Source organism: Sphingomonas leidyi (assembly GCF_011761945.1).
GTDB classification, from domain to species: Bacteria; Pseudomonadota; Alphaproteobacteria; order Sphingomonadales; family Sphingomonadaceae; genus Sphingomonas; species Sphingomonas leidyi.
This window is the reverse complement of record NZ_JAASQV010000003.1, coordinates 73,885-86,271: the sequence shown is the minus strand read 5'-3', so window position 1 is coordinate 86,271 and position 12,387 is coordinate 73,885. Positions and strand designations below refer to the sequence as shown.

Below are 12,387 nucleotides of genomic sequence, written 5' to 3'. Positions count from 1 at the left end.
GCAATGCGCCCGCCGAGTTTCAGTGTTGAGAGGGTGAGTGCACCTTCATTCAGGCGGCAAAGCCATCGACCGTGCAGGCCGGACCACCGGTGTGGGGCGGAAGGACGGCGCCGCTGATGGTCAGGGTGCTGCCATCCCAGGTGCCGCTGATGTCGCCATAGCAGTCGCCGATGGTGATCGTGGTCACATCGACGTTGTGGAACGTCAGGACGCCGGCCGAATAGGAGGTGGTGTACGGCATGTTGTTGAAGTGCAGCGCGGCGCAGTTCGTGTCGCCGGGGTTCATCTCGATCGAGCCCTTGTTGTTGGCCGCATCGAGAGTGAGCTTCAGATCGCACGTGACGGTGATGCCCTTGGTGGCGACGACGACGCCGTTCAGAACGCCGTTCGGTGCAGCCTGAGCCATGGCCGCCGAACCGAAGAACGTCGAACCAACAACAGCCGATGAAATCAGGACGAGTTTGTTGAGCCTGTTCATTTATCATCTCCCGCGTTATTTGATTCGCACTGTCTTATCAGTGCGACTCGACTATAACTTATCTGTCATTTTATTCAAGAGTATTCAGATTTAACGTAAAATTAATTGCGTTGAACGGTTCGTCTCAGAATCGCTTCATGATGTTGAATCCCACGATGCGAGGGTCCAACGTGAATACGTTGGTTGTCAGGCCAGTATCATCGGCATTCGTAAAGAAGTCCGTGATCGGGGTGTTGTTGAAAAGGTTCTTTACGTAGAGCTGAAATGTAATGTCGGATTTCGGCCGAGACAAAGTCAGGGCTGCATTTACGTTGTCCCACGCTCTCAGGCGATCATAGGCGGTGTTATAAACGCGCGCATAGCTTTTTGACTGACGGTAATAGTCACCGCGCAGCGTGAGTTCCCAGTCTCCACCATCCAGGAAGAAAGTGTATTGCGCGCCGACATTGGCGGTCCAGCGCGGGGCGTTGGGCAGCTCGTTGCCGGTGAGGTCGGCGGCGAAGCCGCGCCCGCCATTGGGCGCGCCGCTTCCGCCCTGGGCGATGTTCAGGCCGACCGTGCTCGCATTGTAGGGCGCGAACGGATCATAGGTGAAGCCATAGGTGTTGTAGAGCTTGAACTTGCTGTCCACCGCCGGGTTGTAGGTGCCGATGCGGGTCGCGCCCGGGCAGAGTGCGGCCAGCGCGATCTCGTTGCCCGACGGCAGCACCTTCTCCACCAGCGCGCGGGGCGCGATGCAGTTCGAGGGGACCTGCAGCCAGGGCCGCAGCACCACCCAGTCCGGATCGCCCTGCGTCCGGTTCATCACGTCGATCGATTCCGAGCCCTTCTTCAGCCGCGTCTTGAGGAGGCCGAAATTGCCGTCGATGCGAAAGGCGCGCGAGGGGCGCCATGCCGCCTCCAGCTCCAATCCCATGCTCGTGGCGCCGAAATTCTCGTTATAGGCAATCCGGTCGACGATCTGCGAGATCTGGTAATCCTTGTAATCGTACAGGAATGCAGTGGCGTTCAGAGTCAACTTGCGGCCGGCAAAGGCGTTCTTCGTGCCGATCTCGAAGGCGTTGACATATTCCGGCCGAAAGGTCTGCGGCAGGAACTGGTACTGCACGATCGCCGGGTTGAAATCGACGCGAGGCGGATTGACGCCGCCGCCCTTGTAGCCGCGGGCCGCCGAAAGATAGAGGAGCGTGTCGTCGGTGAAGCTGAGCGTCGGCTTCCAGTCGATCACCGCGCGCCCGGTGAACTTCCCCCATTTCTGGTGGATGTCGGGCAGGGCGGGATAGCCGCTGTTCACCCGGCCGCCGGTGGTGTCGCCGGGGAACGGCGTACCGGTGCCGCCGCCCAGCAGCAGCTGGCTGGGAATCTGGGTCGAGACCTTCTCGTCCTGCGTGTAGCGCAGGCCCACGGTCAGCTTCAGATTGTCGGTGGCGTTCCAGTAGAGCTCGCCAAAGGCGGCCTTGCTTTTGATCCGCACGCCATTCTGGCTCAGAAAGTAGTTGTGGCCCTGATTGTCGAGGCTTCCCAGGGGGTTGCGGTCGACATAGGGGCATTCGCGTGCTTCGAAGCCGAGTCCGCAGGGCGCGACCGCCGGCTTGAGCGTCGTGCCGCCGCGGCTGTAATACCAGTCGGCGATCAGGGTGAACATGTTATTGAAGACGTAGTAATCGTCCTTGGATTTGAAATCGAGATAGTTCAATCCAAGGTTGAAATTGAGCGGTCCGCTGAAGCTCGATTGAAGTCGGAACTCCTGAGACCATTGGCGATTTCTAGAACGACTTATGTCGACCGAGACCATTCGGTCGGAGCAGCCGAGCTGGGGATCGCAATATATGCCGCCCGGGGTGGGCAGTTCCGACGTGTCCATGGTCCGGCCGAGCACGTCGAGGAGGAGCTGCGAGGAGTCGTTGAAGATCGGGTTGCTGACGAACCGGTTATAGTCCTGCGAGGAATAATAGCGGTCGCGGGCATAGGCGGTCTGCGACACCAGCTTCAGCCCTTCGGCGGGCACGAACTCGAGGTTGAGCTGGTAGACGTCGTTCGTCGCGCGGAACACCGGGTCGTAGCTGGTCGATATCTCACGCAGGTTCCGCGATTGCGTCACCCCGGCAAAAGGGTCGGCGTCCTTGAGGACGTTGACGCGCGGCCCGCCCCGCCGGTCGGGGCGGGCGGGGTTGGGCTGGAAGCCGAGCAGGATGTCGGAGGGCACTTTCAGATAGACGAGGCTGCGCCCATTGGGCACGCCATAGGCCGCATCGTCATAGAGCGAGCCCGGCAGGCAGCCCTGGCTCAGCTTGCCGCGCAGGCTCGGATTGGTGATCGTGACGTTGCCGACCTTCGCCGGGCCGGGATCGGTGGTGCACAGCTGCTTGCCCGTGCGCGCCCGGTTGTCGTCCTCGTCGAAATGCTGCCAGATCAGGTTCGCGCGAAACCGGTCGCTGGGAATCCATTGCACCGTTCCGCGGGTCGACCAGAGGTTGCGCCCGTTGACGTCCCGCTTGGTGAAGCTGTTGTAGTCGAAGCCCTCGCGGCTGGTCCAGGCGCCGGCGACGCGGATGCCCAGCGTGTCGCCGAGCGGAACGTTGATCATGCCGTTCAGGCGCATCGTGCCGTAATTGCCGACCTCGGCCTTCACTTCGGCGCCGAAATGGGCGTCCGGCAGGGCGGGGATCACGTTGACCACGCCGGCCGTCGCGTTGCGGCCATAGAGCGTGCCTTGCGGGCCGCGCAGCACCTCGACGCGGGCCAGATCGAAGAATTCCGATTCGAACAGTCGGTTGCGCACCAGCGGCGTGTTGTTGAAGCTCACTGCGACCGCCGGATCGCTCGATGCCGAAATCGCCTTGGTCCCGATCCCGCGAATCGAGAAATTGTACATGCTGAAATTGCTTTTCGAGAAGGTGACGTTCGGAATCGCGCGCAGCAGTTCCGAGCCGCCTTCGATCTTCCGGTCGTCGAGCGCCTGGGCGGAGAATGCGGACACCGCGATCGGCACGTCCCGGATCGATTCCTCGCGCTTCTGCGCGGTGACGATGATCTCCGTCGGGCCATCGTCCTGCGCCGCGCCCGGCGCTTCGCTGGTGCCCGAGACCTGGACGGGCCGGACGGGCGCGGGCGGGGCGCTGGAGGTGGGCGTCACCGCGCCGGCGGCGGGCAGCACTACATAGGTCTTGGCGCCGGTCTGGCGCGCGACCAGCCCCGTGCCCTCGAGCAGCGCGCCGAGCGCCTGGTCGATCGTCATCTCGCCATGCACGGAGGCGGTGCGCTTCCCGCTGGTATATTTGCGGGCGGCGATGATCTGGATATCGGCCTGATGGCCCAGCGCGACGATGCCGGTTTCCGCGGCCTGCGCCGATACGTCGAAGCTACGCCGCTGCGCCGAAGCCGCCGGCGCCGTCATTACGAAGATACAAGCAGTCGCCCCCAACAGGGCGGCACGCCCCCGCATAATCCCCATGTTATTCCTCTCCCTTGCGGGCTTTTTTGCGCCCGTTATTCCGCAAGAGTCCCCGGCGGCGATTTTCCTTATTTTCGCGGGCGGCCGAGGCGGATTTCGTTCGGATCGCTCAGGTCGATCGGCACGCCCAGGCTTTCCTGCACGGCCATGGCGAAGCCTTCGAGATCGTCGGTGCGCAGCGTGCCGTCGAAGCTTTCGCGGGCGATGCCGGGATCGACGATGACGAGCTGGCGGCGATTATAGCGGTTGAACTCCGCGGCTGCGTCGGCGAGCGTGACGCCGGCAAGGTCGATCTTGCCTTCGCGCCAGGCAAGCGCTCGATAGACCGAGCTCGCGCTGGCAGGCGCGCGGACGACTGCGGCATCGTCGGCCAGGAAGGCATGCTCGCCCGCGGCGATGCGGATATGCGGCGCGGCGGCGCCGTTCGCCCAGGCTTCGACCACGCCTTCGGTCACGGTGATGTCGGCGCCTGCCTGGCGGCGCCGGACGGCGAAGGCGGTTCCCACGGCCTGCACGCGGATCTTTCCCGCCTCCACGAGGAAGGGGCGTTTCGCATCCTTGGCGACCTGGAACCACAGCTCGCCCTGCCGGATCCGGACCAGGCGGCGCGCTTCCTCGAGGTCGACCGAAGCCAGGCTGGCGGTGTTGATCACCATCGTCGAGCCGTCGGCGAGCGGCACGCGGCGAATCTCGCCGATCTGCGTGCCATATTCGGTGCCACGGTCGAGCAGGAACGCCGCGCCCGCAAGCGATGCCGCGATCGCCGCGCCGCCACCGATCAGGAAGCGCCGCCGGCCCGTACGGGAGCGATAGGTCGGCGCTTCGGCTTCCGCGTCGTCGGCATTGGCCGGGCGCAGGGGGTCGAGCGTCGCCCAGGCCGCCTGGGCCTGCAGCAGCGCGCCGCGCCGCCGCGGATCCACTTCGAGCCAGAGCCCGAGCTCGGCTTCGTCGATGTCGTTCCATTCGGACCCGTCCATCCGCGCGACCCAGCGCGCGGCTTCCTCCTGGATCTCGCGGGCGCTCTGGTGCGTCATGACCGGCGCCCCCCGTCCGCGCGCGGCGTGCCGGCTTCGAAGCCGTTCAGCCACGCCATCACCCGGCGGTCCTCGTCGCGCCAGACGCGCAGGATCGTCTGGACGCCCTGATGGACGTCGTTCTCGACCACGCTCTCGCTGACGCCCACGCGGCGCGCGATCTCCTTCTGGGAGATGCCCTCGATCTTGCGCATCTCGACGATGCGCCGGCAGCGTTCGGGCAGGCCGGCCATGATCGCGCGCAATCGCGCATAGTCCAGCCGGCCCGCGGCTTCGCGTTCGGGCGAGGGGCTGTCGTCGATCGCATAGGTTTCGATCTCGGCGATCATGTCGATCGATACGATCCGGCCGCGCTTGAGGCGCTGCAGCAGCAGGTTGCGTACGATCGAGAAGAAATAGGCGCCCGGACGCGTGATATGGTCGACCGTGTCGAGCGCGGCGAGGCGGCAATAGGCTTCCTGAACGATGTCATCGATATCCTCCTCCGAAACGCGCGCGCGCACCAGCCATGCCCGTACCGTGCTCTCGTACGGGATCACCGTTTCCGCCACCCACGTCGCCCTCAGGCGACGTCGTTCGAAGTTCGCCTCCTTCTTCGTCGTGCCTCTCCTGCTTTTTTGTTCTTTTCTATGCGGCTTCTTGTCGTCCGTACTGCACAGATACCTGACCAGTGAATTTCCTTATTGCAACCCGCGCTATTTTTACGCGGCGCGCATCTCAACTCCGCCTGTCCATAACGAATGGTTATGCTGCAGCGCGGCCTTCGAACGTGGCGTCGGCCCGTGTTTCGGCAATCATGCGATGCGAGGCATCAATCGGGGTTTTCAATGATTGCCAGTCCTTATCTCCTGTATCTCGGCCATTCGAACGACGAGGTGGGCATCAAGACCTCCCGCGGGCTGGCGGTGTTTCGGCCGGACGATTGCGTTGGCGAATTTCGGCACGACGATTGCGGATTGACGCTCGACCTGCCGCGCATGGGCTTTGCCGAGGCAGTGGCCGTCGGGGCCAGGACCCTGGTGCTCGGCATCGCCAATGCCGGCGGCCGGATGAGCGCCGATCTGGTCGGCGATGCCATCGCGGCGATCGAGGCGGGGCTCGACGTGGCGTCCGGGCTGCATCACCGGTTGCGCGAGGAACCGGCGATCGTGGCGGCGGCGGCGCGCCATGGGCGCAAGCTGCACGATGTGCGCGATCCCCGGCCCGGCATCCCCGTCGGCAATGGCAAGCGGCGGGCGGGCAAGCGGCTGCTCACCGTCGGCACCGATTGCTCGGTGGGCAAGATGTACGCGACGCTCTGCCTGGAGCGCGGCATGCGCGCGCGGGGCATGGCCGCCGATTTCCGCGCGACCGGCCAGACCGGGATATTGATCGCCGGCAGCGGCGTGCCGCTCGACGCTGTCATCGCCGATTTCATCTCGGGGGCGATCGAGGACATCTCGCCCGCGCGCACCGATGACGGCTGGGACCTGATCGAGGGACAGGGCTCGCTGTTCCACCCTTCCTTCGCGGGCGTCTCCACCGGCCTGCTGCACGGCGCGCAGCCGGCGGCGCTGGTGCTCTGCCACGATCCCATGCGTGCCCATATGCGCGGCCTGCCGCATTATCCGGTGCCGGGGCTCCGGGAAACGCTGGAGGCCAATCTGGCCGTCGCGCGCCTCACCAGTCCCGAGGTCCGGGCGGTCGGCGTCGCGCTCAACACGTCCAAGCTCGCGCGCGCGGAAGCGGAGCGGCTTTGCGCCGAGACCGCCGATGCGCTCGGCCTGCCCTGCACGGACCCCTTCGCCATGGGTGTGGACTCCATCATCGACAGGATCGACCAATGCTTCGAAGCCTCGCCGCGCGTAGCGACGCTTTCGCTCTAGCCACGCCCTTCCGCATCTCGCGGGGCGTGAAGACGGTCGCCGATGTGGTGACCGTCTCGATCGCGGCCGAGGGCGCGGTCGGGTGGGGAGAGGGGGTGCCCTATCCGCGCTATGGCGAGTCGATCGCAGGCGCGCTCGCGGAGATCGCGGCGGTACGCGGCGCGATCGAGGCGGGGGCCTCCCGCGAGGCGTTGCTCGCCTTGATGCCGGCCGGCGCGGCGCGCAACGCAGTTGATTGCGCGCTGTGGGACCTGGAGGCGAAGCTGGCCGGGCGTAGCGTGACCGAACTGCTCGGCATGGCGCCGCTGGGGCCGACTGCGACGGCCATGACCGTCAGTCTGGACACGCCCGAGGCAATGGCGATGGCGGCGCAGCGCCTGGCGGATGTGCCGCTGATCAAGATCAAGGTCGATCGCAGCGATCCCGAGGCCCAGATCCGCCGCGTGCGCGAGGCGGCGCCGGCGCCGCGCGTGATCGTCGACCCGAACGAGAGCTGGACGATCGCGGAGATCGAACGGCTGCAGCCGATGCTGGTCGAGCTGCGCGTCGATCTGCTCGAACAGCCGCTGCCTGCGGGCGAGGATGATGCGCTGGAGGGGTTCGCGCCGCTGGTCCCGATCGCCGCGGACGAATCCGCGCATATCGCCGACGACGTCGCGGCGCTCGCCGGCCGGTATCAGGTGATCAACATCAAGCTCGACAAGACGGGCGGCCTCACCGGCGCGCTCGCGCTGGCGGAGGCCGCCGCGGCCGCCGGGCTCGGCGTGATGACGGGCAGCATGATCTCGACTTCGCTGTCGATCGCGCCCGCGCTGGTGATCGCCGCCCGTTCGGGTTTCGTCGATCTCGACGGGCCGCTGTGGCTGGCGGAGGACCGGCCGGGCGGCGTGCGTGGCGAACGGGGCGTGCTGTCGCCGCCGGCCCCCGGATTCTGGGGAGCGCCATAGCCGGAAGCAACAAGCAACAAGGGGAGTCGCGTCGGATGGTTCGGGGTCGAAAGCTGAAGATTGGCGTGGCGGCGGGCATCCTGCTGGCCACCGCCGCCGGAGTTGCCCTCGCACGGGGAGGCAGCCCGGAACCGGGCGCCGACCTGATCCTGCGCGGCGGTACCATCTATCCGGGCAATGCCGCGCCTTTCAAAGGCGATGTGGCGATCCGCGGCGACCGCATCGTCTATGTCGGCCCCAGGGCGTCCGGCGGGGCCGGAAGGATCATCGATGCGACCGGTCTGATCGTCGCGCCCGGCTTCATCGACACCCACACCCATGTCAACGGCGCGCTGGCGTCCGGCGATCCCGCGGCGCGGCTGGTGCTGCCGTTCCTCACCCAGGGCGTGACGACTGCCTTTATCGGGGTGGACGGCGGCGGCGACCCCGATGTCGCCCGCACCTTCGGCCGCGATAGCGGAGCGAAGGGCGGTGACGGAGAGGCGGCGCTGGGCCAGTCGAGCCGCGACTATGGCATCAACTTCGCCACGTATGTCGGCCTGGGCGCGGTCCGGCTGAAGGTGATCGGCCCCGACGATCGCGCGCCGACCCCGGAGGAGCTGGCCCGGATGCAGGGGCTGGTCTCCTCGGCCATGTGCCAGGGTGCCCTCGGCCTTTCGACCGGCCTGTTCTACGCCCCCCAGAGTTTCGCCAGGCGCGACGAGGTGGTGGCGCTGGCCCGCGCCGCGGCGGAGAAGGGCGGCATCTATGACAGCCATCTGCGCGACGAATCCTCCTATACGATCGGCCTGAAGGGCGCGGTTGCCGAAGCGATCGAGATCGGGCGCGAGGCCGGCATCCCGGTGCACATCGCCCATATCAAGGCGCTGGGCGTCGACGTGCAGGGGCAGGCCAGGGCGATCATCGCCCAGATCGAGGCGGCGCGGAAGGCGGGGCAGGTGGTCCATGCCGATCAATATCCCTGGTCCGCCTCGGGAACCGGGCTGTCGGCGGCGCTGATGCCGCGCTGGGCGCAGGACGGCGGCCGCGACGCGATGCTCCGGCGCTTCGACGATCCCGCCGCGATGGCGCGGATGCGGCCGGAGATCGCCGACAATCTGCGCCGGCGCGGCGGTCCCGCCTCGCTACTGATCACGTCGGGCCCGGCCGATGCGGAAGGCAGGACGCTCGCGCAGATCGCCACCAGCGCCGGCGCCGACCCGATCGACGCCGCGATCGCGATCCTGCGCAAGCGCGAGGCGGGCGTGGCGTCGTTCAACCAGAGCGAGGCGGACATCGCCGCCTTCATGCGGCAGCCCTGGGTAGTGACCAGCTCGGACGCGTCGCAGGGCCATCCGCGCTATTATGCGTCCTTCGCCCGCAAATACGCGACCTATGTGAAGGAGAAGCAGGTCATCGACCTGCGCGCCTTCATCGATCGCAGCACCGCCGTGACGGCGGCGATGTTCGGCCTGGAGGGGCGAGGGCAGCTAAAGGCCGGCGCCTTTGCCGATGTGATCGCGTTCGACCCCGGCCGCTTCGCGCCGCGGGCCGATTATGTCCGTCCGGCGCGGTTCTCCACGGGCATGCGCACGGTGATCGTCAACGGCGTGGTCGCCATCGAGAATGGCGCGCCGACCGGCGCCGCCGGGGGCCGCCCGCTGCCGCGCCAGCCCAGGACGGGGAGCTGCCGATAAGTAACTGACAGGGAACCGCAGGAAGGAGCCGATGCGGTGCAGCCGGAGCAACCGGCGCACGAGTGGCATCATCGCTCGACTATACCGAGGAAGGGGAAGAAATATGACAAGATCGACGAGGGCCGCCTCTCTGTCCGCGCTGGCGATCGCGCTGCTGTGGAACGGCGCGGCGCATGCGCAGGACGCGCAGAACGGCGAGCCGGCAGCCGAAGCGCCGCAGACCGAGATCACCGTCACCGGCACGCGCATCCAGCGCAACGGCTATCAGGCGCCGACGCCGCTCACCGTGATCAACGCGGAGGACATGGCGGCGAGCGCGCCCGCCAACGTCGCCGACTATGTCAACGAGATCCCGTCGCTGGTCGGCAGCGTGACGCCGGCCAATTCCAACCTCAACATCTCGGCCGGCACCGCCGGCGTCAACGCGCTCAACCTGCGCGCGCTCGGCACTGCGCGCACGCTGGTGCTGCTGGACGGCCAGCGCTCGGTGGGATCGACCGTCGGCGGCCTGGTCGACGTCAACACCTTTCCGCAGGGCCTGATCAAGAGCGTCGAGATCGTCACCGGCGGCGCCTCCGCCGCCTATGGCTCGGACGCGGTGTCGGGCGTGGTGAACTTCATCCTCGACAAGGAATATTCCGGCCTCAAGGGCACGGTCGAATATGGCATCTCCACTTATGGCGACGCGCCCAACTACCGTGCGACGCTGACCGCCGGCACCGGCTTCGCGGGCGGGCGCGGCCATATCCTGCTCAACGGCGAGATTTCGGTGAAGGAAGGGCTGCACGGCGTCCCGCGCGACTGGAACAACCGCGGCTGGTACATGATCAACAACCCCGCCTATGTGGCGGGGAACGGCCAGCCGGAGCGGCTGGTGGTCTCGGGCGCGGGGCTCAGCCAGGCGACGCGGGGCGGCGTCATCCTCAACACCGCGCTGCGCGGCACCCAGTTCGGCTATGGCGGGGCGGTCAGCCAGTATAATTTCGGCACCAACCGCGATCCCTGGCAGATCGGCGGCGACTGGCAGTCGACTCAGGTCAACGGCTTCCAGTCGCTCGATCCGGAGGAGAATCGCAAGAGCCTGTTCGGCCGGGTGAGCTTCGAAGTGGCCGACGGGCTCAACCTGTTCGGCCAGGCTTCCTATGCCAAGTCGCAGAATCTTGGCTGGCTCGGCGTGCAGCTCAACCAGGCGAACGTCACGATCCGTTCGGACAATGCCTATATCCCGGCTTCGGTCCGTGCCCAGCTCGGCGGCATCACCAGCTTCACGCTGGGCACCAGCAACGCCGACCTGCCGATCCGCAAGAACGACACCGAGCGCGAATTGCAGCGCTACGTCGTCGGCGCCAATGGCAGCTTCCCGCTATTCGCCGGCACCGCGCGCTGGGACGTCTATTACCAGAAGGGCATCAGCCGCACGCGCGAGATGGCGCGCGACATCACCAACAATGCCCGGCTCGCGCTGGCCCAGGACGCGGTGTTCGCACCGGTCGGCAATGCGATGGGCGTGCCCGCGGGGACGATCGTGTGCCGTTCGACGCTGACGGCGCCGACCAATGGCTGCGTGCCGCTGAACCGCCTCGGCATCGGCGTCGCCAGCCCCGAAGCGCTCGCCTATGTCCTCGGCAACCCCTATCGCCGGCAGAAGTTCGAGCAGGACGTGGTCGCGGCCAACCTGGCGTTCGACGCGTTCGCGCTGCCGGCCGGCCCGGTCTCCGTCTCGGTCGGCGGCGAGCATCGCCGCGAGAAGGTAAGCGGCTTCGTGCCCAGCGAATATCAGAGCGGCTGGTTCGTCGGAAACTTCCTGCCCAGCTTCGGCCAGTACAGCGTGACCGAAGGCTATGTCGAACTCGCGGTGCCGGTGATCAAGGGGCTGGACCTCAACGGCGCGGTGCGCGGGACCGATTATTCGACCTCGGGCTATGTCACCACCTGGAAGGCGGGCCTGACCTTCCAGCCGATCCCCGACATCCGCTTCCGCGCCACCCGCTCGCGTGACATCCGCGCGCCCAATCTGGGCGAATTGTTCACCGCCGGATCGACCCGGATCAACGTGCTGATCGATTCCTCGCAGAACAACGCGTCGGTCACCTTTGCGGGCACGACCCGCGGCAACGCGCTGCTCCAGCCCGAAAAGGCCGATCAGTGGGGGGTCGGCGTGGTGCTGCAGCCAAGCTTCCTGCGCGGCTTCGCGATGTCGGTCGATTACTACAACATCAAGATCAACGGCGCGATCGGATCGGTCGCGGCGCAGACGATCGTCGATCGCTGCAACGAGGGCATCCAGGCCTTTTGCGCGGCCGTGGTGCGCGGGCCCAATGCGTTCGGCAACAACCTGCAGGTGTATGAGAGCCCGTTCAACTTCGCGGTGCAGAAGGCGCAGGGCATCGACTTCGAGGCTTCGTACCGGACCCGCGTCGGCCCCGGCAATTTCTCGCTGCGCGGCATGGCGACGCGCTACATCAAGAATTACTTCGACAACGGCATCGACGCGCCGACCGACACGGTGGGCCAGAACGCCCCCGGCGGCACGCCGAAATGGCTCTACCGCGCCCAGGCCAGCTATGACGTGGACGATTTCAATGCCACGCTGATCGGACGCGGGGTGAGCGACGGCGTCTACGACAACAGCTTCGTCGAATGCACCAGCGGCTGCCCGACTTCCACCGTCACCAACCGCACGATCAACGACAACCGGATCAAGGGCGCCTTCTACATCGACGCCTCGCTCACCCAGGGCTTCAAGATGGGGGGTAGGGACGTGCAGCTGTTCTTCAACGTCTCCAACCTGCTCGACAAGGATCCGCCGGTGGTGGCGCCGGGACCCGCGGGCAGCGCCTATGCGACGCCGGCGACCAACCAGTCGATCTACGACCTGCTGGGGCGGACCTTCCGCATCGGCGCCCGGTTCAAGATGTGAAGGGAGGCGGATC

The 12,387-nt window shown here is 66.5% G+C and carries 8 protein-coding genes; 4 read left to right on the top strand and 4 right to left on the bottom strand.

Annotated elements, in window-relative coordinates; all coding sequences use genetic code 11:
* Nucleotides 1-49: 49 nt before the first annotated feature.
* The 4 genes from FHR20_RS15780 to FHR20_RS15765 form a co-directional block, all read right to left on the bottom strand.
* On the bottom strand, nt 50-478 hold the full coding sequence (locus tag FHR20_RS15780; protein ID WP_167300603.1) for a hypothetical protein: 429 nt from the start codon (nt 476-478) through the stop codon (nt 50-52).
* Between the two features lie 124 nt (nt 479-602).
* Nucleotides 603-3,875 (bottom strand): TonB-dependent receptor, encoded by a 3,273-nt coding sequence (locus tag FHR20_RS15775; protein ID WP_167300602.1) that lies wholly within the window; start codon nt 3,873-3,875, stop codon nt 603-605.
* A gap of 125 nt (nt 3,876-4,000) precedes the next feature.
* Entirely contained in the window at nt 4,001-4,966 is a 966-nt protein-coding gene (locus tag FHR20_RS15770) for a FecR family protein (protein ID WP_167300601.1), read from the bottom strand.
* Nucleotides 4,963-5,517 (bottom strand): RNA polymerase sigma factor, encoded by a 555-nt coding sequence (locus FHR20_RS15765; RefSeq protein ID WP_341786462.1) that lies wholly within the window; start codon nt 5,515-5,517, stop codon nt 4,963-4,965. The genes FHR20_RS15770 and FHR20_RS15765 overlap by 4 nt, the downstream gene beginning before the upstream one ends.
* A 276-nt stretch (nt 5,518-5,793) precedes the next feature.
* Between FHR20_RS15765 and dgcN the strand changes: the two genes are divergently transcribed.
* From dgcN to FHR20_RS15745, 4 genes are all read left to right on the top strand, one after another.
* Nucleotides 5,794-6,831, top strand: coding sequence for an N-acetyltransferase DgcN (gene dgcN / locus FHR20_RS15760; RefSeq protein ID WP_167300600.1), 1,038 nt, complete (start codon nt 5,794-5,796; stop codon nt 6,829-6,831).
* Nucleotides 6,789-7,778 (top strand): N-acetyl-D-Glu racemase DgcA, encoded by a 990-nt coding sequence (gene dgcA / locus FHR20_RS15755; RefSeq protein WP_167300599.1) that lies wholly within the window; start codon nt 6,789-6,791, stop codon nt 7,776-7,778. The genes dgcN and dgcA overlap by 43 nt, the downstream gene beginning before the upstream one ends.
* Before the next feature lie 35 nt (nt 7,779-7,813).
* On the top strand, nt 7,814-9,454 hold the full coding sequence (locus FHR20_RS15750) for an N-acyl-D-amino-acid deacylase family protein (RefSeq protein ID WP_167300598.1): 1,641 nt from the start codon (nt 7,814-7,816) through the stop codon (nt 9,452-9,454).
* A 103-nt stretch (nt 9,455-9,557) separates the two neighbouring features.
* Nucleotides 9,558-12,374, top strand: coding sequence for a TonB-dependent receptor domain-containing protein (locus FHR20_RS15745; RefSeq protein ID WP_167300597.1), 2,817 nt, complete (start codon nt 9,558-9,560; stop codon nt 12,372-12,374).
* The last annotated feature ends 13 nt before the right edge of the window (nt 12,375-12,387 follow it).

Coding starts and splice junctions, on each gene's coding strand:
- FHR20_RS15745 (WP_167300597.1), top strand. CDS start 9,558: ATGACAAGATCGACGAGGGCCGCCTCTCTGTCCGCGCTGGCGATCGCG.
- dgcA (WP_167300599.1), top strand. CDS start 6,789: ATGCTTCGAAGCCTCGCCGCGCGTAGCGACGCTTTCGCTCTAGCCACG.
- FHR20_RS15775 (WP_167300602.1), bottom strand. CDS start 3,875: ATGACGGCGCCGGCGGCTTCGGCGCAGCGGCGTAGCTTCGACGTATCG.
- FHR20_RS15750 (WP_167300598.1), top strand. CDS start 7,814: ATGGTTCGGGGTCGAAAGCTGAAGATTGGCGTGGCGGCGGGCATCCTG.
- FHR20_RS15780 (WP_167300603.1), bottom strand. CDS start 478: ATGAACAGGCTCAACAAACTCGTCCTGATTTCATCGGCTGTTGTTGGT.
- dgcN (WP_167300600.1), top strand. CDS start 5,794: ATGATTGCCAGTCCTTATCTCCTGTATCTCGGCCATTCGAACGACGAG.
- FHR20_RS15770 (WP_167300601.1), bottom strand. CDS start 4,966: ATGACGCACCAGAGCGCCCGCGAGATCCAGGAGGAAGCCGCGCGCTGG.